This is a genomic window from Corynebacterium tuberculostearicum (genome assembly GCF_032821615.1).
Classification (GTDB): domain Bacteria; phylum Actinomycetota; class Actinomycetes; order Mycobacteriales; family Mycobacteriaceae; genus Corynebacterium; species Corynebacterium tuberculostearicum_H.
Genome location: NZ_JAVBIF010000002.1, coordinates 163,363 through 186,315 on the forward strand (window position 1 = coordinate 163,363; position 22,953 = coordinate 186,315).

Consider the following 22,953-nt stretch of genomic DNA (forward strand, 5'->3'; position numbering starts at 1 on the left):
TACCTTGGTAGGCGTGCTTGATAAATCTTTGACGCAACAGCTCACAGCGATCGACGGCGTAGAACTGGACCCCGCCGCCACCTTCGCGGACCTGACTACGCTGCGTGTAGGCGGAAAACCGCAGGCCGCACTGCGCTGCTCGCAGCCGGAGGCCGCCGTTGCCGTGGTGCGTGCCCTTGATCACGCCGAAGTGAAATTCATCGTCGTTGGCGGCGGATCGAACCTCTTGGTGGCCGATGGCGCAGTGGATCTCGTCGCGGTCATCCTCGATTTCGACGAGGTCTCTATGGATACCGAGACCGGAATGGTGCGCGCACAGGCGGGCGCCGTCTGGGATGACGTGGTGGCTCGCTCCGTGCAGCTCGGCTTGGGTGGCATCGAGTGCCTCTCCGGCATCCCCGGCACCGTGGGCGCGGTCCCGGTGCAAAACGTGGGTGCCTATGGCGCGGAAATCTCTGAGGTCCTTACCCGCGTGCGCCTTTATAACCGCCGCACCGATAGCGATGAGTGGGTCCCCGCCTCCGATCTGGAGCTAGCGTATCGCTATTCCAACCTGAAATTCACCGGCCGCGCCGTGGTCCTTGAAGTGGAGCTGCAGCTCGATACTGAGGGCCTTTCCCGCCCGCTGCGCTTTGGCCAGCTCACCCAGAATCCGGGCGAGCGCCGCCCCGTGGCCGAGGTCCGCGAGGAAGTCCTCAAGCTCCGCCGCGGCAAGGGCATGGTGCTCGACCCCACCGACCATGACACCTGGTCCGCCGGCTCTTTCTTTACCAACCCGGTGGTGGACTCCGCTCTTGCCGACGCCGTCCAGGCCAAGGTCCGTACCTCGCTTGGCGACGCCACCGCAGACTCCATGCCCCGCCACCCCTCTGCCGAGACCGGCCGGGAAAAGCTCTCCGCCGCCTGGCTCATTGACCGCGCCGGGTTTGCCAAGGGCTATCCGGGCTCCGGCAGGGCCACGCTCTCGACGAAGCACACGCTGGCGCTGACCAACCGCGGCGAGGCCACGGCCGCCGATATTGTGAACCTCGCCCGCACCATCCGCGACGGCGTCCACGAAACCTTCGGCGTGGAACTCGTGCCCGAACCGGTGTGGATCGGCCTCTCCCTCGACGAGTAGCGCGCGACCGCGCTTTCGCTCCGAGTCTCTGGGGCATAAAACCTACAAAGCAGCCACGATAGCGACCTTAACCACGCGGTTTTCGGGTCTATCGTGGCTGCTTTTTCAGTTCGGCGCCTAGCGCGCCGGCGACTCGCTTAGGCCGCCATGACCTGGAGCCACTCATCCTTAGCGCCCAGGAATGCGCGGGCCGCCTCCTGCGCGCCCTCCAAGCTGTGGTGCGCACCCCAACCGCACTGCTCTTCATTGGCGGCCGGTACCTCGGTAGCGTTAAGAATATCGTTGAGCGCGCCTTCCACCGCGCGCAGCAGCTCGTCCTGCTCCATGCCGTTGGTGATGGCGTAGAAGCCGGTGCGGCAGCCCATCGGGGCGAAACCGATGAGCTTATCGGTGTAATTGCGCATGAAGTTTGCCATCATGTGCTCCACCGAATGCAGCGCCTTGGTGTCCAGGTGATCCTGGTTAGGCTGGCAGAAACGCAGGTCGTACTTGATGATTTCGACGCCGCCGCCCAAATCCGTGCGGTCGGCCACGCGGATATATGGCGCGCTGACTAGGCGGTGGTCGAGTTCGAAGGACTTAACGTTGAGCTTCTTTTCATTCTGGTCAGTCATGCTTCCCCAGTGTAATCACGGCTGAGTGTCACTTCCTGAAATAGATTCTTTACCGCATACGCTGGGATAATATGAGCACTCTCGACGACGCCGCCGAGGCCCCCGGCGCCGCACGCACCCCTGGGGACTTGCCTTCTGCCGTACAGCCTGACGGCAAGCAGCCCGCTGGCGAGCAGCCTGCCGGCCACCCGCCTGCCGGGACTCCGTCGAACGCCGCGGCTATTCCGGTGAGCGAATCCGTCTACGAAGGGGCGGATAAGATCGTGCCGAGCACCGCGCCCACCGTGGTCAAGATTGCGGGCCATACCGAGGAAGTAGATCCCCTGGCCCGCGGTAACCGCTTGCGTAGGGAAAGCTGGGGGCTGGTGGTGCGCCGCGTGTGGGCTGATTTCTTCCACGATGCCTTGATGGACCGTGCGGCCACAATGACGTACTTCACGCTCATGGCCTTTGCCCCTACGGTGCTGGCCGCCTATTCCATCGCCACGCTCATTTTCTCCTCGCGGCGTGCCGAGGTGCACGAATTAACCTCTCAATTCATTGCGGACTACGTGCCCAGTTCCATGACGGAGCAGGCCGAGAAATTGGTTGGCTCCATCATTGGTTCCACGGCGCAAGGCACCTTCGCGCTGGTGGTATCCGTGCTGATTTCGCTCTTTGCGGCCTCGGCCTATGTGCGCGCCTTCTCGCGCACGGCCAATACCGTCTATGGGCGAGTAGAGGGCCGCGGAATCATCCGCACCTGGGCGTTGATGTGGGGGCTGACCATCGTCCTCGTCATCGGTGCGGTCATCGTCCTCTTTGCTAACCTGCTGCGCGATACCATCGTGAGCGGCGTTATCGATCCGCTCGCGGGCAAGTTGGAGATGCAGGGCACCGCGGACTTTTTGGGTGGGATCTTCATGCCGGTGTGGAATTGGCTGCGCTTCCCGCTCACCGTGGTGATCGTGCTGAGCTTGATCGCCATCTTGTATCACTTTTCCCCGAACGTGCGGCCGGCGCGCTTTCGATGGATAACCCTAGGCTCCGTTGTGGCGCTGAGTACCAATGTCGTGGTGTGGGGAGCATTTGCGCTGTATACCCAGCGCTTTGCCGGAGCCAGCGTCTACGGCGCCTTCAGCCTCATCATGGCCGTATTCATGGCCGTGTGGCTATCTAATACGATGCTCATCCTGGGTATCAAGCTCGATGCGGAGATCCTGCGCGCAAAGGAGCTGCAATTGGGCCTGCACGCTGCGCGGCATATTCAGGCCCCGCCGCGTTCCGACGCCGCCGCTAAATCCCAAGCCCGCGCCCAGCACGACCTTGAGGAACGTTCCGAGCGCATCTATCGACAGGCGGTGCGCCGGGAAGAGCAGGAAGAAGGCTAGCCCTGGCTGAGCAGGGCGAGGAGATCGCGCTGGACATCGCGGCGGCGCAGCTTGCCCAGCTGATCTCCCGCGAGCTTATCCATGGCAAAAAATCGTTGCGGGACCTTATAGCGCGCCAACAACCCGCGGCAATGGTCGCGCAAGGCGGGCTCATTGAGCTGCGCGCCGGGGGCAAGCACCGCGCAAGCGGCGACATCTTCTGAACCATCGGAGCGAGGAACACCTACGACCGCGGCCTGGGCGATGTCAGGGTGGGAGGTTAAGGCCTCCTCAACCTCGCCGGGATAGACATTGAAGCCACCGGTGATGATGATTTCCTTGATGCGGCCCACCAACCTGATATGGCCATCGGGCTCGCGAACGCCCATGTCTCCGGTGCGGAACCAGCCTCCATGGAAGGCGGCGGCGGTGGCGGGGGCGTCGGCAAGGTAGCCGCTAAAGACTTGCGGGCCGCGGGCGAGGATCTCGCCGGGCTCGCCATCCGGCTGGGTGCGGCTGAGGTCGTGAGGATCGCCGATGCGCAGCTGCGTATCCGGCAGCGGCAGGCCGATGGTGCCGGCGCGCCGGGTCTCATCGAGGGGGTTGATAGTCAGTACGGGCGAGGTCTCCGTAAGCCCATAGCCTTCCACCAGCATGCCGCCGGTGCGCGCCTCCCATGGCTCGATGATGCGCGAGGGGAGGGAAGCCGCGCCCGAGATGGAGTAGCGTACCCCGCCGAGGTCCGCGGGTGCGTCAGAAGCGGCGGTGGCTGGGGCCGCGGGAGTGGCCGCCATGGCGCGCTCGTAGATGGTGGGCACGCCCGGCATCCAGGTGGGGCGGCGCGTGGCTAGCACCTTGGTCACCGCGTCGGTGTGTGGGGCAGGCAGCAGGATGATCTCGGCCGCACAGCGCACCGCGAGCAGCACGCTCATCGTCAGGCCATAGGAATGGAACATGGGCAGCGCGGCCAAGAAGCGCTCATGGCCGGGGCGCAGCGGGGCTTGGGTTTCCAGCTGCAGGCAGTTGGCCGCGAGGTTGCCGTGGGTTAAGACCACGCCCTTGGGGCGGGCGGTGGTGCCGGAGGTGTAGAGGATAAGGGCGGCGTCGGCAAGCGTGGCCGGGTACGGCTCCACCGGGGTGCCGTTTAGCGGAAGCGGTGCGCTCAGGGAAACGGAAATGGTGGTCTCTACCTGCGCGGAGACGGTGGGGGCAATGTCCTCCCATGCAATGGCCACGCGGGCGCCATGGTGGGCGAGCAGCGGGGTGAGCTCGTGCGCGGTATAGCGCGGATTATGCTCTACCACCACCGCGCCTAGGCGCAGGATGGCGAAGAATGCCACCACGTGCTGCGGGCAATTGGGGAGCAGGAGTGCCACCCGGTCGCCGGGACGCACTCCCATCTCGCGCAAGGCGCCGGCCGCGGCCGCCACCTGGGCATCGAGCTCGCTATAGGTTAGCGTGTGGCCAGCGAAATAGGTGGCGGGGCGCTGCGGAAACCTGGCGACGGCCGTCGCGAGGAAATCCGTCAAGGTAGCGCCGTAATGAATATCAGCCATAGCCGCTAAGTTTAGGCCTTTGCTCCCAGCAGCTCGAGTAGGTCCTTGCGCACCTGGTGGCGGCGGATTTTGCCCAGGAGGTCGCGCGCCAGATCTTCGAAGTGGTAGAAGGTGCGCGGCACCTTATAGCGGGTCAGGCGCTCGCGGCAGAATTCCTTCAGGCCTTCTGGATCAAGCACGGCGCCATCGCGCAGGGTGACGCAGCCGACGACATCCTCGGAGCCATCCTGGCGCGGGCGGCCCACGGCGGCGACATCCACGACGTCGGGATGCTGGGCAATCGCCTCTTCCACCTCGGCGGGGTAGACGTTGAAGCCGCCGGTGATGATGATTTCTTTGATGCGGCTGACCAGCTTGATATAGCCATCCGGTTCCATGAGCGCCATATCGCCGGTGCGGAACCAACCATTGTGGAAGGTCTTTTCGGTAGCGGCGGCATTGCCAAAATACCCCTGGAAAATCTGCGGGCCGCGCGCGAGCATCTCGCCCGGTTGGCCGTCGGGTTGGGTTTCATCCAGATTCTCAGGGTTGGCAATGCGCACCTCCGTATCCGGGAAGGGCACACCCACATAGCCGGGGCGGTGCTTGCCATTCATGGGGTTGGCGGTAAGGACCGGGGAGGTTTCCGTCATGCCGAAGCCTTCCACGAGCCGGCCGCCGGTCATGGCCTCCCAGCGCTCCACAATCTCCACGGGCAGCGTGGCGGCGCCAGAAAAGGCGTTGCGAATGCCGCTTAAGTCAACGTCTTTTTCTTCGGCCGCGTCCATGATCTTCTGATAGAGGGTGGGCACACCCGGCAGCCAGGTAGGCGTGCGCTTCTTTATGACGTCCAGGATGAGCGGCATCTGCGGGGAGGGAAGCAGGATGAGCTCGGCTCCCAGGTAGATGCTGAAAATACACAGCGTGGTCATGCCATAGGCGTGGAAGATGGGTAGCGCTGCGAGGAAGCGCTCTTGTTGTTTGCCCATCTGCGGCACCCAGGCCTTGCCTTGGATGGCATTGGCAATGAGATTGCCGTGGGACAATAGCGCGCCCTTGGGCTTGCCGGTGGTGCCGGAGGTGTAGAGGATGAGCGCGATATCGTCCTGGGAGATCTCGGGGAAGTCGAGGTCTGAGCCATCGCCGCCAATGGCCGCGCCGATGAGCGTGGACCATTCCACGGTGTTGGGCGCGGGACTGGTCAGCTGCTCGCGCTTGGCGGCCAGCGGCGGGATGGGCAGGCGCAGCGCGAGGCGCTTGATCGGTGGCATGGCATCGACCATGTTGACGGAGACGATGGTCTCCAGCGGGGTGGTCGAGCGTAGTCTTTCCAGCGTGGAGGCGGTTTTATCCCAGGAGATTGCCACGCGCGCGCCGTGGTCTTTGAGTAGCCCCTCAAATTCCGGGGCAGTATAAAGCGGGTTGTGCTCGACCACGGTGGCGCCAAGTAGCTGGACCGCATAAAAGGCGACGACGTGCTGGGGGCAGTTGGGCAGGACGATGGCTACCTTATCGCCCGGGCGAATGCCAAAGGCCTTGAGTCCGGCCGCGGCGGCGCGCACCTGGCTATCGAGCTCCGCGTAGGTGTGCGTGCGGCCGAAGAAGTAGGTGGCGGATTTATTGGCGTTGGCCCGCAGGTTAGTGCGGTAGTAGTCGACGATGGTTTTATCGCCGTAGTCCAGCGTGTGTGGGGTCCAGTCGCTGTAGTGCTCGAGCCAGGCTCGGGAGGTGGAAGCGGACACGCGAAAACCCTTTCGTTTGGCTACAGAAACTATTTCTGAAGGGATAGCATATCCCAAGTTTGAGGAATCCCTCTAGTGTTCTTCTAATGTCAGCAAAAAACGTTTGGCTTCCAGACCACCCGCGTAGCCGCCGAGCCCGCCATCGCTGCGCAGCACACGGTGGCACGGCCGCACGATGAGTAGGGGATTGGCGCCGCACGCACTGCCCACGGCCCGCGTCGCGCCGGGGCGGCCGAGTAACTTAGCGACGTCGCGGTAGGTGACCGTCTCCCCGTAGCCAATTCCCGCCAACTGCGCATGCACTGCGGCGCGGAAGTCGGTCGTCGCAGGCGGGTCTAGGGGCAACTCGAAGGCGCGGCGCCGGCGGGCGAAATACTCCGCGAGCTGCGTCTGGGCGGCGTCGAGCACGTCTGTGCTGCGCTTTCCGACGTCCCCTTCTTCCGCACTGCTTACCTCCTCCTGCGGGGTGCCGGCTGCGGTGAATTCCACGCGGGAAAGCCCCCGCGGGCTCGCCTGCAAGCGCAGGGGTCCGAGGGGGCTATCGATGAGGCGGAACATGTTAGTTTTGTTCGGCCTCGAGACGGCGGATGAGGTCCGCTTGGACCTCGCGGCGGCGGATCTTGCCCATCTGGTCCTTGGCCAGCTCCTCAAAGTGGTAGAAGGTGCGCGGAACCTTGTAGCGGGTCAGGCGCTCGCGGCAGTAGTCCTTGAGTCCCTCCGGATCCAGGGCGGCGCCATCGGCGAGGTCGAGGCAGGCCACGACGTCCTCGGAGCCGTCCTCGCGCGGGCGGCCGACCACGGCGACGTCATCGATGCTCGGGTGCTCGCGCAGGATTTCTTCCACCTCGCCGGGGTAGACGTTGAAGCCGCCGGTGATGATGATTTCCTTGATGCGGCTGACCAGGCGGATAAAGCCGTCTTCTTCCATGATGCCCATGTCACCGGTGCGGAACCACTCGCCGTGGAAGGCGGCCTCGGTGGCCTCTTCATTGTTGAGATAGCCCTTGAAGATCTGCGGGCCGCGGGCCAGCACCTCGCCCTCTACGCCATCGGGCTGGGTTTCATCGAGATTATCCGGGTTGGCAATGCGCACCTCGGTATCCGGGAACGGAATGCCCACGTAGCCCGGGCGGCGGTCGGTGCTCATTGGGTTGCCCACGATAATCGGCGAGCACTCGGTGAGGCCATAGCCCTCCACCAAGAGGCCGCCGGTGTAGTTCTCCCACTTGTTAACCGTGTCCGAAGGCAGGGTAGACGCGCCGGAGAAGGCCGCGCGCACACCCTTGATGGGGATTTCCTGATCCTCGGCGGCCTTCACGATGCGCTCGTAGAGCGTCGGCACGCCCGGTACCCAGGTCGGGGTGTGCTTCTTCATCAGCTGCATGATGAGCGACATATCTGGCTTGGGCAGGATGACTAGCTCGCCGCCGATGAACTGCGCAAGGGTGACGTTCATAGTTAGGCCATAGGCGTGGAAGAAGGGGAGGGCGGCCAGCATACGCTCCGGCTTATCGCCCAGACCCGGTACCCAGGCCTTGCCCTGCATGATGTTAGAAAACAGGTTGCCGTGTGAGAGCATGGCGCCCTTGGGTTTTCCGGTGGTGCCGGAGGTGTACATGATGAGCGCGATGGTGTCCTTGTCCACGTCCTCCGGCGTGGTGATATCGCTGCCGTCGCCGCCGATGGCATTGCCCACCAGAGTCTCCCACGGCACGGTATTGGGCGCCGGGGACGATAGCTGCTCGCGCTTGGACTTCAGCGGCGGGATGGGCAGGCGTAGGGCGGCGCGCTGCAAGGTAGGCATGGCGTTGATCATGTTGATGGACACGACCGTTTCCAGGTTGGTAGTCGCCCGCAGCTTTTCCAGGGTGGGGGCCGCCTTGTCCCAGGCAATGGCGATGCGCGCGCCGTGATCCTGGAAGAGCCCTTCCAGCTCGTGGGCGGTGTAGAGCGGGTTGTGCAGCACCACCTGGGCGCCCAGCTTCAAGATAGCGTAGAACGCCGCGATGTACTGTGGCGAGTTTGGCGCCACGATGGCGACGCGGTCACCGGGGCGCACACCGAAGGCTTTCAAGCCAGCGGCCGCAGCGCGAACCTGCCGGTCCAGCTCCGCATACGTTTGGGTGCGTCCGAAGAAGTAGGTGGCCGGTTTATCGGCGTTGACCTCAAGGTTGTTGTCGTAAATATCCAGCAACGTGGTGTCGCCGTACTCGAGGTGGTGCGGTGTCCATTCCGGGTAATACTGGAGCCAAGCCTGTGATTCGTATGCGGACAAAACTTTACCTTTCGGTGGCGTAGGTTTCTGGCAGGGGCCAGTATAGCGCCGGTAGAATTGAGCGCCATGCGCATCGCCATGATCTCTATGCATACCTCGCCGATTGAACAGCCCGGCTCAGGGGACGCCGGCGGCATGAACGTCTACGTCCTCAATAGTGCGCGCCAATTGGCTCGCCGGGGAATCGAGGTGGACGTCTATACCCGTGCCACTCGGCCTAGCCAGGGCGAAATCTTGGAGGTTGAGCCCCACCTGCGCGTCATTAATATCGTCGCCGGGCCGTACGAGGGCCTGGATAAAGAGGATCTGCCGACCCAGCTGGCCGCCTTCGCCGGCGGCATGGTGCAATTTGCCAAATGGCAGGGCAAAAAATATGACCTCATCCACTCCCATTACTGGCTCTCCGGCCAGGTGGGCTGGCTACTGCGGGATCTCTGGGGCATCCCGCTCATCCACACGGCTCATACCCTCGCCGCGGTGAAGAACGCCTCCCGGACCGCGGATGACACCTTGGAGTCCGAGGCCCGGCGCATCTGTGAGCAGCAACTAGTGGATAACGCGGACCTGCTCGTGGTCAATACCGAGCAAGAGGCCCGCGACTTGGCCGAGCACTACGACGCCGAGTGCGACATCATTCGCGTGGTCTCGCCCGGCGCCGACGTCGAGCTTTTTACCCCTGGCACGGACCGCAATACCGAGCGCTCCCGCCGCGAGCTGGGCATTCCACTGCACACCAAGGTGGTGGCCTTTGTGGGGCGCCTGCAAAAATTCAAGGGCCCAGAGGTCCTCATCCGCGCCACGGCCGAGCTCTTCCGCCGCGAACCGACCCGCAACCTGCGCGTGGTCATCTGTGGCGGACCATCGGGGGCCAATACGGCGCCGGAGGCCTATAGGGAGTTGGCGCGTGAGTTGGGCGTCGATAAGCGCGTGCGCTTTTTGGGCGCCCGCCCGCCAGAGGAGCTGGTGGGGGTCTACCGCGCGGCCGATATCGTGGCGGTGCCTAGCTATAACGAGTCCTTCGGCCTAGTGTCGCTGGAGGCCCAGGCTTCTGGCACGCCGGTGGTGGCCGCGGCCGTTGGCGGGCTGCCCATCGCCGTGGCCGAAGGGGAGACCGGCCTGCTGGTGCACTCGCATGACCCATCCGACTGGGCCGATGCTCTAGCCCGCCTGCTTGACGACGACCCCATGCGCATCGCCATGGGCGAAGCCGCCGTCGCCCACGCCGCGCGCTTTAGTTGGGCCAGCTCCGCCGCCGCGCTCGCAGAAATCTATGACGAGGCCAGCCGCATCGAGGTCCCGGATTGCCATCAACGGCGGGCGATTGGGGATTAAACCCCGACGCCGGTAATAATTTCATGGCATGCTGGAGGCATGACTAACGGAAAGCTGATTCTTCTTCGCCATGGCCAATCCAAGTGGAACGAGTCCAACCAGTTCACTGGCTGGGTCGATGTAGATCTGACCGAAAAGGGCGAGGCGGAAGCCAAGCGCGGCGGTGAGCTGCTCGCGCAGGAAGGCGTTCTGCCCGATGTACTCTATACCTCTCTTCTGCGCCGTGCTATCCGCACCGCGAACATCGCTCTTAACGCCGCCGACCGCCACTGGATTCCAGTGGTGCGCGACTGGCGCCTCAACGAGCGCCACTACGGCGCCCTGCAGGGCCTGAACAAGGCCGAGACCAAGGAAGAGTACGGCGAGGAAAAGTTCATGGCATGGCGCCGCTCCTATGACACGCGCCCGCCGGAGCTGGCCGATGACTCCGAGTACTCCCAGGCCGATGACCCGCGCTACGCGGACCTGGACAAGGTCCCGCAGACCGAGTGCCTGAAGGACGTCGTCGCCCGCTTCGTGCCGTACTTCGAGGAAGAAATCCTCCCACGCGCTAAGAAGGGCGAGACCGTACTTATCGCCGCTCACGGCAACTCCCTGCGCGCACTGGTCAAGCACCTGGACAATATCTCTGATGACGATATTGCCGGCCTGAATATTCCGACCGGCATCCCGCTGGTCTATGAGATCACCGAGGACGGCTCCGTGGTAAACCCAGGTGGCACTTACCTGGATCCGGAAGCCGCCGCTGCCGGCGCCGCCGCCGTTGCTGCGCAGGGCGGTAAGTAAGAAACTGCGCTAAAGTCCCCGGGGAGTATTCCCTGGGGACTTTGTGGTGGATAGGGTAGACACGTGGAATTGATTCTTTCCTTTGCCGCCGGCGTGGTGGCCTGCGGATTGGCGCTGCCGGTGATTTCCTGGTTGCGCGGGCGCATTGCGCGCTACCGCCAAGCCACCGATGCCGAGGCCAACCAGGTCACGACGGTCAGCCAGGTGCTGCACTTGGCCGTGCAGGGCTCACCGACGGCCCTGGCGGTGCTGGACCGCAACCAAGAAATCGTCATGTCCAATCCGGCCGCCCATGAGATGTCCCTGGTCCATGATCGCGCCGTGAACCCAGAGGTGTGGCAGACCGCGCAGGAGGTCTTTGAAGACAAGGAGACCCGCACCGTCGACCTGGCCATTCCCAAGCGCCGCACGGGCCACCGCGTCACCCAGTTCAAGGCGGTCATTAAGCCGCTGACGCTTAACGACGGCCGCTTTGTCATCATTTACGGCACCGATGAGAGCGAAAACGTCCGCATGGAATCCGCCCGCCGCGACTTCGTGGCAAACGTCTCCCATGAGCTCAAGACCCCCGTCGGCGGCATTGCCCTGTTGGCCGAGGCCCTGCTCCAAGACCCCGGTGACCAGGAAACCGTGGAGTACTTTGGCAACAAGGTTTACAAGGAAGCCAACCGCATGGCCGATATGGTCAGCGAGCTTATTTCCTTGTCCAAGCTGCAAGGCGCCGAGGCGCTGCCGGAGATGGAACCGTTGGCCGTCGATGACCTCATCGAGGAAGCGCTCTCGCGCAACCAACTGGCTGCGGAGGCTCGCTCCATCGAACTCAACCGCGGCGCTTCCGCAGGCGTGCAGGTCAAAGGAGATAGGTCCCTGTTGGTTACCGCCCTGTCTAACCTCGTCTCCAACGCAATTAACTATTCGCCGGAGAAAATGCCGGTGTCCGTCTCCCAAAAAGTGGTGGATGGCGGGGTCGTGCTCATCCGCGTCACGGACCGCGGCATCGGCATCGCACCGGATGATCAAAAGCGCGTCTTCGAGCGCTTCTTCCGCGTAGACCAAGCCCGGTCGCGGCAGACCGGAGGCACTGGCCTAGGATTAGCAATTGTTAAACACGTGGTGGCCAACCACGGCGGCAACATCAAACTGTGGTCCCGGCCCGGTACGGGTTCTACATTCACTATTGAGTTGCCTATCTACAGGGAAGAAAAGCCAGCGCAGGATGCTGGCATGAAGGATAATGAGAAAAAGGATGCCGTCACTGCGGCGGCGCCTGGGCTCCCGCGGGCAGTAGCACGCGTTGCAGCACGTCGAAAGGATAAAGCACAATGACCACCATCCTCATCGTTGAAGATGAAGAGTCGCTGGCAGATCCGCTGGCATTTCTCCTTCGCAAGGAGGGCTTCGAGCCGATCATCGCGCACGATGGCCCCACCGCGTTGGAAAAGTTTGCCGCTAACGACATCGATATCGTCCTTCTAGACCTCATGCTGCCCGGCATGTCCGGCACCGAGGTATGCAAGCAGCTGCGCACCACCTCGTCCGTGCCGGTCATCATGGTGACCGCGCGCGATTCCGAGATCGACAAGGTCGTCGGCCTCGAGCTCGGCGCCGATGATTACGTGACCAAGCCTTATTCCTCCCGCGAGCTCATCGCCCGCATCCGCGCGGTGCTGCGCCGCGGCCACGATTCCGGCGCCGGTGCCGATACCGAGGCGGAGGAAGAAGTAACCGAGCAGCTCCTCGAGGGCGGCCGCGTCAAGATGGACGTGGAGCGCCACACCGTTACCGTGGCGGGCGAGCCGGTTTCCATGCCCCTCAAGGAATTCGACCTCCTGGAGTACCTGCTGCGCAACGCCGGCCGCGTACTTACCCGCGGCCAGCTCATTGACCGCATCTGGGGCGCCGATTATGTTGGCGACACCAAGACGCTCGATGTCCACGTCAAGCGCCTGCGCTCCAAGATTGAGGAACAGCCCTCCCGTCCGAAACACTTGGTTACGGTGCGCGGTCTGGGCTATAAGTTCGAGCTCTAGCTCTCCGCCCGTTGGTTTTCTGCCTGTAGGCTCCCGGCCTTTACGCTGGCCGGATGCTGCGTGAGCTGGACGCCGTGCTCGGCCGCCGCGGCGCGGGCCTTGCAGTGCGCGGCCAGAATCTCATAAGACTCTCGGCCCATGAGCGCTACCAGCTCGTCCTCGTGCGACTGCCACATCGGCAGCGGGTTGGCATGGCAGGCAGCATCGGCCGAACAATACCAATCGAAATCCTCACCGCCATTGCCCCAACCGCGGCGGTCATACTCGCCAATCTGGGTGCGCAAAATCTCCTGTCCATCCGGGCGCTCTTCATAATCCTCGTAGCGGCGCAGCGGTAGCTGCCAACACACCTCGGGTTTTACCACCGTGAGCTCCTCGCCGGTATCGACAGCCCACTGGTGCAGCGCGCAGCCCGTGCCCGTAGCCCAGCCGGTGCGGTTGGCAAAAATGCACGCGCCATCCACAATGGGGGTCTTCAGCGCCGGTTCCGATTCGCCGTCCTCGCCGTCGAGCTCGTCCCACTCCAGCCATGGCTCCAACTCGTCCGTAGCGTCCTGCGCGAGGAACTCATCTACCCCCGCTGGGCGCAGCTGCCAATATTTGGCGGGCATGCGCGAGACGGCGTCATAAAGCTGGTCGCGGTCTTCCTCATCGGCCATATAGGCGCCATGCACGCAGCAGCCCACCTCGGGCTGGCTCTTATCGATGCCCCGGCATGCCGACGTCCCAAATTGGCAGCTGTAGTGCGATTCCACCCATGTCAGGTCGATGGAGAAGACGTGGTGTGGGTCGTTCGGGTTGGTAAATTCAAACCACTCCCGCGGGAAATCGGGGGCCTCTTCGCGGCCCGCTCTTATCGACGCCGCCGCGGGCGAGCTCGCGGGAAAACCTAGGTATACCGTGTCAGATTTTGGGCGATTCACACCTAACCACGGTAGACCTACTACGCTATTAGTGTGCGATTAGGTGTATTAGACGTCGGAAGCAATACCGTCCACCTCGTTGCGGTCGATGCCGCGACGGGCGGACGGCCCACTCCGATGAGCGATTGGAAGACCCCGCTCCGGCTGGTAGAACAGCTGGACAAGAAGGGCAACATCCATGAAAAGGGTGTAAAGAAGCTGGTCAGCGCCGTAGCGGAGGCGAGCGAGCTGGGCGATAAGCTGGGCTGCGCGGAATTTATCGCCTTTGCTACCTCGGCGGTGCGCTCCGCGCCCAATTCCGAGGCCGTGCTCGATGAGGTGGAAAAGCAGACCGGCGTACGCCTGCAGATCCTCTCCGGCGTGGAAGAAGCCCAGCTGACCTTCCTCGCTGCCCGTCGCTGGTATGGCTGGTCCGCCGGCCGTATTACCAACCTGGACATCGGCGGCGGCTCGCTAGAGCTGTCCACCGGTACCGACGAGCACCCCGACCTTGCCTTCTCCCTCGACCTGGGTGCTGGCCGGTTGACCCATAATTGGTTCGACACCGACCCGCCAGAGAAGAAAAAGGTAAGCGCGCTGCGCGATTTCATTGATGCAGAGCTTGAAGACGCCGCCCAGCAGATGAAGGCCATGGGCCCCGCTGGCCTTGCCGTGGGTACCTCCAAAACCTTCCGTACGCTGGCCCGCCTGACCGGTGCCGCACCCTCGTCTGCCGGCCCATACGTCAAGCGCACGTTGACTGCACCGGGTCTGCGCCAGTTAATTTCCTTCATCTCTCGCATGACTGCGGCAGACAGAGCGGACCTAGAAGGTGTAAGTTCTAACCGATCGCACCAAATCGTTGCCGGCGCTCTGGTGGCCGAGGCATCCATGCGAGCCTTGGACATCGAGAAGCTGGAAATCTGCCCGTGGGCGCTGCGTGAGGGCGTCATTTTGCGCCGGACCGACAAGGGATTGGAATAGGAAGAGATCATGGCTGACAAGAACAAGTTGACCGTGGCAGAGCTGCTGGCTCGCGATAAAAAGGCCCGCGGCGAGAAGGGCGGCAAGGATGACAAGCGTTCGCGCCGCCACCGCCGCAGCTTGGATGAAGGCGGCATCTCCGTTGCCGAGCTAACCGGCAACCTCAAGAAGGTCAAGGCTTCGCCTGCAGAGGCCAAGCACACCTCCGTCTCCATCGACGAGGACGCTCCCGTCATCCGCGCCCCCAAGGCTGCCGACGCGACCGATGCCGACGCCGCAAAGAAGTCCACCGACAAGCCAAATTCTCAGTCCGCAGCCACGACCGCCGCTCAGCCTGCCGCGCCGAAGGCTGCACCCAAGGCTGCACCAAAGACCGCCGCAGAGGCAGCACCAAAGGCTGCTCCTAAATCCGCGGACAAGCCCGCAGCCAAGTCTGCTGCCGCTGCGGCACAGGAGGCGCCGAAGAAGAATCAGCCTTCTGCGGATGACACCGCGGTAATCCAGCGCGTGGGTAAGGCGAAGGAGGAGGATGCCAAGACTGCTGCCGCCAAGCCTGCCGGGGCTGAGGCAGCTGCCGCGAAGCCCGTTGCCGAAAAGCCGAAGGCCGACAAGGGCGCGAAGGTGGCCGGAGCGGGAGCTGCGGCAGCTGGCGCTGGAGCGGCCGCTGCGGCGGCGGTGCCGGCGTCGAAGAAGGCGGGCGTCGCTAAGGATGCCGAGGAAACCGGCAACCTGCCCAAGGTCGAGGACGACGAAGAGTGGATCGAGGAAGAGCACGAGAAGCTCAACCCAGTTTCCATCCTGCTGATGATTGTCGCGGGCATCCTGCTGGCGATTGTCATCTTCAAGGGCTTTGAGATTCTGTGGGATAGCTTCCCGCGCGTGATCGTCGCCATCCTCGCGTTGTGCGTCACCGCGATTATGGTGGGCGTGACGCACGCCCTGCGCACCGCGCGCGATGGATTCTCCATGTTCCTGGCCGGCTTTACCGGCCTAATCCTGACCTTCGGCCCGCTGCTGTTGGTTATGCTCTAAGCCCCCGCTTGTCGACGCCCCGGTTACCCCACGTGGTAGCCGGGGTTCCGCATTTTTGGCATGGTGGAGGCTATGACAAAGATTGCAATTTTAGGCGGCGGACAAATCGGTGAGGCTTTGACCTCGGGACTCGTAGCATCGGGCTTTGCGGGCTCGGATATCACGGTCACCAACCGCACCGAATCACGCAGCCAGGAACTCAAAGAGACTTATGGCGTCGCCACCACCAGCGATAATGCGGCGGCGGTAGACGGCGCGGATTATATCTTCGCGTGTGTGAAGCCCTACGCCATCCTGGATCTGCTCGAAGGCCTTGAACCGGCCAAGGATGCCGTTGTGGTGTCCATGGCCGCGGGCCTGACGTTAGAGCAGCTGCAGGGTGCGGCGGGCGAAGGCGTGCCGGTGGTGCGCGTTATGCCTAATACCCCCATGTTGGTGCGTCGCGGCATGTGCACCTGTGCGGCCGGTGAGCACGTGAGCGACGCCCAGATGGACGGCGTGCGCGAGCTGCTAGAGGCCGTGGGCGAGGTGGCGGTCATTCCGGAGAAGAATATCGATGCCGCCACCGCGCTGGCGGGCTCCTCCCCGGCTTATTTCTTCCTCGTGGCAGAGGCGCTTGTCGATGCCGGCGTGCAGCTCGGCCTACCCCGCGACGTCGCCGAGAAGCTTGCCGCCCAGGCCGCAGCCGGCTCGGGTGAGATGCTGGCTAGCTCCGGCCGCTCGGCCACCCAGCTGCGCGCTGGCGTAACCTCGCCGGGTGGCACCACCGCGGCCGCCGTGCGCGAACTGGAGGAGTCCGGCTTGCGCGGCGCGTTCTACCGCGCGGCAGAGGCCTGCTCCGATAAGGCCAAGGAGCTCGGCTAGCGCCGCCGTGTGCGACCTCCCCGTGGTGGGGGTGTACCCACCCGGGAGTGTTGGGGCGGGTGTTAAGCAGCGCTTTTAGGGGAAACCCTAATGAATGCTGTGAAAAAATTTGGCACTTGGGTCGCATTAGTCACATGTTTCACGATAGGCTAGGGCAAGCACGTGCGTGAAGTCCTGTGGGAGGGGAAGCCTACAGCGCGTAACGAGCTGAAGGGTTAGATATATATGGCAAATGAAGAAAAGGGAACCTTTCTGACGATCGCGGAGGTCGCCGAGATTATGCGCGTCTCCAAGATGACCGTCTACCGTTTGGTTCACGCAGGCGAAATGCCGGCTGTTCGCGTCGGACGCTCCTTCCGCGTTCACGAGTCTGCCGTCAACGAGTACCTGGAGGCTTCCGTCTACGGAGCCTAGGCTCGCGCCGCACAGACAGCGCCCACCTCTGTTGGCCCTAGTGGTCAGCGGTGGTGGGCGCTGTTGTTTCTCGCTGTTGTTGTCGCGGGCCCTTTTTGGTCACGGGCTGGGTGCTGGGTAAGATGGTGTGCATTCGTGTCGGCTCGCTGATGTGGCCCGCGGTCCGTGTGGCCACGGCGGCAAGAGTGCACCTTCGCCGTTTTAGCGCTGACAAGTTTGACAGTACGTACTACACGAAAGTGAGGACTCCATGGGTTCCGTCATTAAGAAGCGCCGCAAGCGCATGTCCAAGAAGAAGCACCGCAAGATGCTGCGCCGCACCCGCGTGCAGCGCCGTAAGCTGGGCAAGTAAACCCCAGCCCGCTTCTTGCCCTCCGCCATTGTGCGGAGGGTTTTTGCATGCTTGCCGACGTCGGCGGATTCTAGTGGTCGTGGAAACACGTCTTATGTTTCGGTTGAGTTTATCAGTGCGGCCATTTTCTCGGCTGGTGTTTGAAAGCCCAGGGTTTTGCGGGGGCGGCGGTTGAGTTGCATGGCGACGAATTCTAGGTCGGCTGCACTATGGACGCTTAGGTCTGTTCCTTTAGTGAAGTACTGCCTTAGTAGTCCATTGGTGTTTTCATTGGTGCCTCGCTGCCACGGCGAACCAGGATCGCAGAAGAACACGGGACAGTTTGTAGCTACAGAAAAGGCCTTATGGCAGGCCATTTCACTTCCCTGGTCCCAGGTAAGTGATCCTTTGAGATGGTCTGGCAAGGTAGCAATCGCTTTAGTAAGTGCTGCATTTACTTCGGTAGCATTATGCCCATTAGGTAGATGCAGCAAGATGACATAGCGCGTGGTTCGCTCTACTAGCGTGCCAATTGCAGACTTATTACCTGCGCCTAAGATGAGGTCGCCTTCCCAATGACCTGGTACGGCTCGGTCGTCTACTTCTGCTGGCCGGTCGGAAATCATCACTATAGGGTCAACAAACCGCTTGCGGGCGCTGCGCGTGCCACGAGGTCGACGTTGGGCGTGACCGCGACGCAGTGCAGCAGCGATTTCTTTTTTCAACTCGCCTTTAGCCTGGAAATACAGAGATTGATAAATCGTTTCAGGACACACGTACATAGTCTCATCACCGGGATAGCGACTGCGCAACCTCCCAGAAATCTGCTCTGGCGAGTACCTATCTTTTACCATTTCCCAGATCACCGTGCGCAAGCGTGGATTGGCATCAATCTTGCGCTTTTTCGGTCTAAACCTACGCAACACCGATTTACGGTGCGCATGCGTGGGAAGATACACCCCAAATTCATCCCGGTTGCGTTTAAGTTCCTTGCTGATAGTTCCAGCAGAGCGCTGAAGACGCCGAGCTATCTCGCGTACACCTTTGCCTTGCCGGTCAAGATCAAAGATGAGCTCGCGCTCTTCTATCGATAGATAGCGCGAAGAAATACGCCTATCGATACGCTCTTGCGGAATAACCTGGACTGGAACTGCTTGGCGACCATCAACGTACTCGAGTACCTGCATAAGCCTGTTATACAGCGCCACATCCGGGCCAGCCGGGACAAAAGGCACACGCCCCGCAGAAAGCTTGATGACACCTTTGTCCATATCAGCAGCATCACGCGGATGAATGCCACAGGCTAAAGCGGCATCTTTGCGCCCTAAAGCATTTACACGCAGTTGCAGATAACTACACCGGCGAGTTGTTGCCGCAGCTTTGCGGCCATGTGGATTGCGCTTCCACAAACCAAGCTCAATACCGATGCGATATACCGGAGAAGAGCCTATAGAAAGCTGGCGCGCAATATCCATCGGTGCCACACCTTCCAGCCACAACCGAGCTATTTCCTGACTGTCAGCCGAGCTAATACGCCTACAGCGCTTGCGCGGCAAGTCCAACTCACCAGCCAGCCGATAAGCTACCGACTCTGGTAAACAAACCACCCCAGCAGCCGCCCGTATTGAACTACCAGCCCGAACCAACGACGCAAACCGCGCCACAACAGCAGAATCCGGAACCCATTTCGACTCCACACAATCACCTAACCCATGTCAGGTGTTTCCACGACCGCTAGAAATCAAGGTCCCCCTGCGCCCTCTACCGCCCTGGCTACCGCCGGTAGTAGCGCCAGCCGCCATAGGAAAAGGCGGCGGTGGCCAGCGCAGGGAGGCCATAGGTGCGGATGGCGCGGCGCACGGAGCGATAGTCGCGCACGAGCCAGCCGCGGTCGCCAGCGATATCGCGCAGCTTGCGGTCTGGGTTAATGGCCACGGCGGTGCCGACCATGGACAGCATGGGCACGTCGTTGGCGGAGTCCGAATACGCGGTGCAGCGCGAGAGGTCGAGACCTTCGATGGTCGCGAGCGCGGCCACGGCGTGCTTTTTGCCGGGCCCGTGGAGGATATCGCCGACCAGCCGTCCGGTGAACTTGCCGTCCTTGACCTCCGCGACGGTGCCGAGCGCGCCCGTAAACCCGAAGCGCCGGGCGAGCACCTGCGCCAGCTGGACCGGCGTGGCGGTGACCAGCCACACTTGCTGGCCGGCGGCTAGGTGCATCTCCGCCAGCTGCGTGGTGCCGGGGTAGGCGCGGCGGGCCAGCGAGGCGTCCACGATCTCCTCGCACAAATCCACCAGCTCGTCGACGCTGCGGCCTTTGACAAACTCCAGCGCCTGCGCGCGGCCCACGGCCACGTCCTTGGCATTTTCGCTGCCGGAGACGCGGAACTTGAGCTGCTTCCACGCAATCGGCAGGATTTCAGAAAGCCGGAAGTAGCGCTTGCGCGCCAAGCCAAAGGCGAATTCCACGAGGGACGAGCCTTGGATGAGGGTGTTGTCGACGTCGAAAAACGCTGCCGCGCCCACATCCACCGGTACGTCTGGGTCCTGGGCGGTGATGCGCTGCGCACCGGCCGCGTCATAGGAGCCGGTGACCGAATCCACGCCGGAAGCAAAGTCCTCCAACTCCAGCCCGAATTCCTCCAGCGCCGCGGCGGCCGCGGCTTCACCGGCGGTGCGCTGCGATTCCTCGTCCAACGGGGCGAGCGCCTGGGTCTCCAAGAAATTGCGCAGGTTACCGCGCGAGGCGGTCCAATTGGCCAAGAAGTCGCGGGGGGATTCGGGGAACCCTGGGGGAGTGGTAGCGGACACGAGTGGGACAAACAGCTTTCGCAAATGCGGGGTGGACTAACGTGTCCATAGTAATGGTTTCGACCGCCGCCGTCCTTGTGAGGAGAAAATGTCCCAGCATCTCGTCGAGCTCATGGTGCGCACCACCTGCGGTTCTTGCGCGCGCGTGAGGGAGCAGATCACCCCCGTCGTCAAGCAGGCAGGCGCGGAGCTTGCTGTGCGTAACGTGGATGAGGACGCGGAGCTGGCCATGGAGTTCGGTGACCGCGTGCCCGTTGTGGTCATCGACGGCGAAGAGTTTGCTTGCTGGGAAGTAGACAACGAGGAGTTAGCGGCCGAGCTGGCTGGTTGATTCGGGATCCGCGACACCGACGGGTAGTCTTTTGGAGGATTAAAATCAATCAAAGGGTTGAGGAGTGTTGTGCATGAGCGTGCTCGTCGTGGGCATGTCCCACCAGTCGGCGCCGGTGGCGCTGCTGGAAAAGCTGAGCATGGATAGTGCGGTCCAGGATTCCGCCTGCGGGCAACTCGTGGCGGCCGAGCCACTTTCAGAGGCCATGATTATCTCCACCTGCAACCGCATGGAGGTCTACACCGTCACCAACTCCTTCCACGCTGGCGTGCAGGAAGTCGTGCGCGTGCTCACCCAGGTTTCGGGCGTGGGCGAGCAAGAGCTGCGCAACTACCTCTACGTGCGCTATGCCGACGCCGCGGCCGAGCACCTCATGTCCGTGACCTCCGGCCTGGATTCGATGGTGGTGGGCGAGCAGCAGATCATCGGCCAGGTGCGCAGCGCCTACCAGTCCGCCTCCGAGCAGGGCACGGTCGGCCCGCGCATCCACGCACTGGCGCAGGCCGCGCTGCGGGCGGGCAAGCGCGTGCACTCCGAGACCGATATCGACGAGGCCGGCGCCTCCATGGTGTCCTTCGCCTTCGACCAGGCCCTGCAGCGCCTCGACGCCGGGGACCTGACCGGCAAGACTGCGCTGATCCTTGGTGCGGGCGCCATGGCGTCCCTCGCCGCCACCCACGCCGGCCGGCTGGGCGTCAAAGAGCTGGTGCTGGCCAACCGCACCCGCGAGCGCGCCGAGCGCCTGGCCAGCCACGCCGAGGAAGCCGGCGTTTCCACCCGCGTCGTGGACTTTTCCGAGCGCGCCGCCGCGCTTTCCGACGTCGACCTGGCCATCTCCGCCACCGGCGCCGATAACTTCACCATCGAGGCCGCCGACCTCCCCGCCGGCCGCGAACTCATGCTCATCGATCTCTCCCTGCCGCGCGATATCGACGATGCCGCCGCCGCGGCCGAGGGCGTGGACTTGGTCAATATCGAGCGCCTGAGCAAGTCTCTTTCGGCCGCCGATACCGATGTCGCGGCCGGCACCAGCCCGCACGCGCAGGCCCGCCACATCGTCGACGAAGAGCTGGCGGCCTATACCTCGGCCCAGCGCGTGCGCGACGTCGCCCCGGCCGTAAGCGCCCTGCACCGCCGCGCGGCCGATCTCGTCGAGTGCGAGGCCGCGCGCCTGCAGCACAAGCATCCCGAGCTCGCGGGCAAGCAGCTCGAGGACGTGCAGCGCGCGCTCAAGCGCGTGGCCGATAAACTGCTGCATGAACCGACGGTTAGGGCGAAGAAGCTGGCGGCGTCGGAAAGCAGTGTCAGCAGCGAAAGCGCCCTGCAGGAGCTCTTTGGCCTGCAGCTGGAAGGCTCCGGGGTGTCCGTGGCCGTCAATGAACTGCCCACCATGACTAAGGAGGCCTAGATGTTTCAGATTGGTACCCGCGGCTCCAAGCTCGCCACCACCCAGGCCGGCCATGTGCGCGATTGGCTTATCGACGCCGGCTTTGACTCCCAACTCCACATCGTCACCACCGCCGGCGACGTCAATATGGCGCCGGTCGAGCGCATCGGCGTCGGCGTATTTACCCAGGCGCTGCGCGAGGCGCTGTATGCCGGCGAGTGCGATATCGCCGTGCACTCGTTTAAGGACCTGCCCACCGCGCCCGATGATCGCTTCCGCCTCGTCGTGCCGCAGCGCCAGGATTCCCGCGAGGCGCTCGTCGCCCGCGATGGCCTGAGCCTGGCGCAGCTGCCGCAGGGCGCGCGCGTGGGCACCTCCGCCCCGCGCCGCATCTCCCAGCTCGCCGCCCTCCGCCCGGACCTGGAGATTCGCCCGCTGCGCGGCAACATCGATACCCGCATGTCCAAGGTCACCGACGGCGAGCTCGACGCCGTTCTGCTGGCCTACGCCGGCCTGCTGCGCGGCGGCTACGCAGACCGCGCCACCGAAATCTTCGAACCCTCCGTCTTCATGCCGGCGCCGGCCCAAGGCGCACTCGCCATCGAGGCCGTGGCCGGCACCGAGGCCGCCGCGGCGCTAGACGCCATTGTCGACGACCGCGCCTCGGCCGCCGCTGCTGGTGAGCGCGCCGTGTTGGCCCGCCTCGAGGCCGGCTGCACCGCGCCGGTGGCCGCCACCTCGCGCTGGGACGGCGACCAGCTCACCGTGCGCGGCGGCGTCTTCGCGCTCGACGGATCCCGCCAGCTCACCGCCACCGCCTCCGGCTCCGCGGCCGAAGCCGCCGATCTTGGCGCGCGCATCTCGGACGAGCTTTTCGCCGGTGGCGCGGCCGAGCTGCTGGGCAAGTAATTTCGCCTTTAGGCGCTAATAATTTAAGGTGTAGATACCACAGATCATTGTCCCGCAATGATCCGGCCCCCTTTAAGGGCATCCCAGGACGCAAGGCCTGGGATTTTGGCCGTTAAGACCGTGTCACCCACCGCCGGCGCGGGGAACCACACCGCATGCGATCATGTCCGTGCGCGGTGCCGCGCGCCCGATTTTAGAAAAGAAC

22 protein-coding genes are annotated in these 22,953 nt (G+C 63.3%); 14 read left to right on the forward strand and 8 right to left on the reverse strand.

Annotated elements, in window-relative coordinates:
- The first annotated feature begins 13 nt into the window (after nucleotides 1-13).
- On the forward strand, nucleotides 14-1,120 hold the full coding sequence (locus RAE09_RS03620) for a UDP-N-acetylmuramate dehydrogenase (protein ID WP_316980972.1): 1,107 nt from the start codon (nucleotides 14-16) through the stop codon (nucleotides 1,118-1,120).
- A gap of 137 nt (nucleotides 1,121-1,257) precedes the next feature.
- On the opposite strand, the gene RAE09_RS03625 is transcribed toward RAE09_RS03620, so the two are convergent.
- Nucleotides 1,258-1,734 (reverse strand): S-ribosylhomocysteine lyase, encoded by a 477-nt coding sequence (locus RAE09_RS03625; protein ID WP_086588932.1) that lies wholly within the window; start codon nucleotides 1,732-1,734, stop codon nucleotides 1,258-1,260.
- A 71-nt stretch (nucleotides 1,735-1,805) separates the two neighbouring features.
- On the opposite strand from RAE09_RS03625, the gene RAE09_RS03630 reads away from it, so the two are divergent.
- A complete protein-coding gene (locus RAE09_RS03630) occupies nucleotides 1,806-3,104 on the forward strand; it encodes a YihY/virulence factor BrkB family protein (protein WP_316980973.1) in 1,299 nt (432 codons plus the stop codon).
- On the opposite strand, the gene RAE09_RS03635 is transcribed toward RAE09_RS03630, so the two are convergent.
- The 4 genes from RAE09_RS03635 to RAE09_RS03650 all read right to left on the reverse strand — a co-directional run bounded on the left by RAE09_RS03635 (nucleotide 3,101) and on the right by RAE09_RS03650 (nucleotide 8,635).
- On the reverse strand, nucleotides 3,101-4,639 hold the full coding sequence (locus RAE09_RS03635) for an AMP-binding protein (protein WP_316980974.1): 1,539 nt from the start codon (nucleotides 4,637-4,639) through the stop codon (nucleotides 3,101-3,103). The two genes, RAE09_RS03630 and RAE09_RS03635, sit on opposite strands and share 4 nt — an antisense overlap.
- 11 nt (nucleotides 4,640-4,650) lie before the next feature.
- On the reverse strand, nucleotides 4,651-6,360 hold the full coding sequence (locus tag RAE09_RS03640; RefSeq protein WP_316980975.1) for a long-chain-fatty-acid--CoA ligase: 1,710 nt from the start codon (nucleotides 6,358-6,360) through the stop codon (nucleotides 4,651-4,653).
- Between the two features lie 72 nt (nucleotides 6,361-6,432).
- A complete protein-coding gene (locus RAE09_RS03645) occupies nucleotides 6,433-6,918 on the reverse strand; it encodes a methylated-DNA--[protein]-cysteine S-methyltransferase (RefSeq protein WP_316980976.1) in 486 nt (161 codons plus the stop codon).
- 1 nt (nucleotide 6,919) lies between these two features.
- Nucleotides 6,920-8,635: a long-chain-fatty-acid--CoA ligase gene (locus RAE09_RS03650; protein ID WP_316980977.1), complete on the reverse strand. Its 1,716-nt coding sequence runs from the start codon at nucleotides 8,633-8,635 to the stop codon at nucleotides 6,920-6,922.
- A 66-nt stretch (nucleotides 8,636-8,701) separates the two neighbouring features.
- Here RAE09_RS03650 and mshA point away from each other — a divergent pair, with 66 nt between their 5' ends.
- The 4 genes from mshA (at nucleotide 8,702) to RAE09_RS03670 (ending at nucleotide 12,783) form a co-directional block, all read left to right on the forward strand.
- On the forward strand, nucleotides 8,702-9,967 hold the full coding sequence (gene mshA, locus RAE09_RS03655) for a D-inositol-3-phosphate glycosyltransferase (protein WP_316980978.1): 1,266 nt from the start codon (nucleotides 8,702-8,704) through the stop codon (nucleotides 9,965-9,967).
- Nucleotides 9,968-10,006: 39 nt separating this feature from the next.
- Nucleotides 10,007-10,753: a phosphoglyceromutase gene (locus RAE09_RS03660; protein WP_005323030.1), complete on the forward strand. Its 747-nt coding sequence runs from the start codon at nucleotides 10,007-10,009 to the stop codon at nucleotides 10,751-10,753.
- A 63-nt stretch (nucleotides 10,754-10,816) separates the two neighbouring features.
- Complete coding sequence (locus RAE09_RS03665) at nucleotides 10,817-12,079, forward strand: sensor histidine kinase (RefSeq protein ID WP_005323028.1); 1,263 nt, start codon at nucleotides 10,817-10,819, stop codon at nucleotides 12,077-12,079.
- Nucleotides 12,076-12,783 (forward strand): response regulator transcription factor, encoded by a 708-nt coding sequence (locus RAE09_RS03670; protein ID WP_005323020.1) that lies wholly within the window; start codon nucleotides 12,076-12,078, stop codon nucleotides 12,781-12,783. Before RAE09_RS03665 ends, RAE09_RS03670 begins: the two co-directional genes overlap by 4 nt.
- On the opposite strand, the gene RAE09_RS03675 is transcribed toward RAE09_RS03670, so the two are convergent.
- A complete protein-coding gene (locus RAE09_RS03675; protein ID WP_316980979.1) occupies nucleotides 12,780-13,706 on the reverse strand; it encodes a hypothetical protein in 927 nt (308 codons plus the stop codon). The genes RAE09_RS03670 and RAE09_RS03675 overlap by 4 nt on opposite strands.
- Nucleotides 13,707-13,739: 33 nt before the next feature.
- On the opposite strand from RAE09_RS03675, the gene RAE09_RS03680 reads away from it, so the two are divergent.
- The 5 genes from RAE09_RS03680 to RAE09_RS03700 all read left to right on the forward strand — a co-directional run bounded on the left by RAE09_RS03680 (nucleotide 13,740) and on the right by RAE09_RS03700 (nucleotide 17,331).
- Nucleotides 13,740-14,669, forward strand: a complete 930-nt coding sequence (locus tag RAE09_RS03680) for a Ppx/GppA phosphatase family protein (protein ID WP_005327216.1) — start codon at nucleotides 13,740-13,742, stop codon at nucleotides 14,667-14,669.
- 9 nt (nucleotides 14,670-14,678) lie between these two features.
- Nucleotides 14,679-15,701: a tripartite tricarboxylate transporter TctB family protein gene (locus tag RAE09_RS03685; protein ID WP_316980980.1), complete on the forward strand. Its 1,023-nt coding sequence runs from the start codon at nucleotides 14,679-14,681 to the stop codon at nucleotides 15,699-15,701.
- 72 nt (nucleotides 15,702-15,773) lie between these two features.
- Nucleotides 15,774-16,565, forward strand: coding sequence for a pyrroline-5-carboxylate reductase (proC, locus tag RAE09_RS03690; RefSeq protein WP_234447401.1), 792 nt, complete (start codon nucleotides 15,774-15,776; stop codon nucleotides 16,563-16,565).
- 225 nt (nucleotides 16,566-16,790) lie between these two features.
- Entirely contained in the window at nucleotides 16,791-16,979 is a 189-nt protein-coding gene (locus tag RAE09_RS03695) for a helix-turn-helix domain-containing protein (protein ID WP_005276651.1), read from the forward strand.
- 250 nt (nucleotides 16,980-17,229) lie between these two features.
- The gene (locus tag RAE09_RS03700) at nucleotides 17,230-17,331 is read left to right on the forward strand and encodes a 30S ribosomal protein bS22 (protein WP_003855542.1); all 102 of its coding nucleotides are present in this window, start codon (nucleotides 17,230-17,232) and stop codon (nucleotides 17,329-17,331) included.
- Between the two features lie 92 nt (nucleotides 17,332-17,423).
- Here RAE09_RS03700 and RAE09_RS03705 read toward each other — a convergent pair whose 3' ends face one another.
- The gene (locus RAE09_RS03705; protein WP_316980991.1) at nucleotides 17,424-18,581 is read right to left on the reverse strand and encodes an IS30 family transposase; all 1,158 of its coding nucleotides are present in this window, start codon (nucleotides 18,579-18,581) and stop codon (nucleotides 17,424-17,426) included.
- 502 nt (nucleotides 18,582-19,083) lie between these two features.
- Nucleotides 19,084-20,121, reverse strand: a complete 1,038-nt coding sequence (locus RAE09_RS03710) for an HAD family hydrolase (RefSeq protein WP_204610349.1) — start codon at nucleotides 20,119-20,121, stop codon at nucleotides 19,084-19,086.
- An 88-nt stretch (nucleotides 20,122-20,209) separates the two neighbouring features.
- Between RAE09_RS03710 and RAE09_RS03715 the strand changes: the two genes are divergently transcribed.
- From RAE09_RS03715 to hemC, 3 genes are all read left to right on the forward strand, one after another.
- Entirely contained in the window at nucleotides 20,210-20,452 is a 243-nt protein-coding gene (locus tag RAE09_RS03715) for a glutaredoxin family protein (protein WP_150851354.1), read from the forward strand.
- 73 nt (nucleotides 20,453-20,525) lie between these two features.
- Nucleotides 20,526-21,860: a glutamyl-tRNA reductase gene (locus RAE09_RS03720; RefSeq protein WP_316980981.1), complete on the forward strand. Its 1,335-nt coding sequence runs from the start codon at nucleotides 20,526-20,528 to the stop codon at nucleotides 21,858-21,860.
- Complete coding sequence (gene hemC / locus RAE09_RS03725; RefSeq protein ID WP_150851790.1) at nucleotides 21,861-22,748, forward strand: hydroxymethylbilane synthase; 888 nt, start codon at nucleotides 21,861-21,863, stop codon at nucleotides 22,746-22,748.
- The last annotated feature ends 205 nt before the right edge of the window (nucleotides 22,749-22,953 follow it).

Bases quoted from the DNA above. Each gene is read 5' to 3' on its own strand.
- RAE09_RS03625 (WP_086588932.1), bottom strand. From the start codon at position 1,734: ATGACTGACCAGAATGAAAAGAAGCTCAACGTTAAGTCCTTCGAACTC.
- RAE09_RS03630 (WP_316980973.1), top strand. From the start codon at position 1,806: ATGAGCACTCTCGACGACGCCGCCGAGGCCCCCGGCGCCGCACGCACC.
- RAE09_RS03635 (WP_316980974.1), bottom strand. From the start codon at position 4,639: ATGGCTGATATTCATTACGGCGCTACCTTGACGGATTTCCTCGCGACG.
- RAE09_RS03645 (WP_316980976.1), bottom strand. From the start codon at position 6,918: ATGTTCCGCCTCATCGATAGCCCCCTCGGACCCCTGCGCTTGCAGGCG.
- mshA (WP_316980978.1), top strand. From the start codon at position 8,702: ATGCGCATCGCCATGATCTCTATGCATACCTCGCCGATTGAACAGCCC.
- RAE09_RS03660 (WP_005323030.1), top strand. From the start codon at position 10,007: ATGACTAACGGAAAGCTGATTCTTCTTCGCCATGGCCAATCCAAGTGG.
- RAE09_RS03670 (WP_005323020.1), top strand. From the start codon at position 12,076: ATGACCACCATCCTCATCGTTGAAGATGAAGAGTCGCTGGCAGATCCG.
- RAE09_RS03685 (WP_316980980.1), top strand. From the start codon at position 14,679: ATGGCTGACAAGAACAAGTTGACCGTGGCAGAGCTGCTGGCTCGCGAT.
- proC (WP_234447401.1), top strand. From the start codon at position 15,774: ATGACAAAGATTGCAATTTTAGGCGGCGGACAAATCGGTGAGGCTTTG.
- RAE09_RS03695 (WP_005276651.1), top strand. From the start codon at position 16,791: ATGGCAAATGAAGAAAAGGGAACCTTTCTGACGATCGCGGAGGTCGCC.
- RAE09_RS03700 (WP_003855542.1), top strand. From the start codon at position 17,230: ATGGGTTCCGTCATTAAGAAGCGCCGCAAGCGCATGTCCAAGAAGAAG.
- RAE09_RS03705 (WP_316980991.1), bottom strand. From the start codon at position 18,581: ATGGACAAAGGTGTCATCAAGCTTTCTGCGGGGCGTGTGCCTTTTGTC.
- RAE09_RS03715 (WP_150851354.1), top strand. From the start codon at position 20,210: ATGTCCCAGCATCTCGTCGAGCTCATGGTGCGCACCACCTGCGGTTCT.
- RAE09_RS03720 (WP_316980981.1), top strand. From the start codon at position 20,526: ATGAGCGTGCTCGTCGTGGGCATGTCCCACCAGTCGGCGCCGGTGGCG.
- hemC (WP_150851790.1), top strand. From the start codon at position 21,861: ATGTTTCAGATTGGTACCCGCGGCTCCAAGCTCGCCACCACCCAGGCC.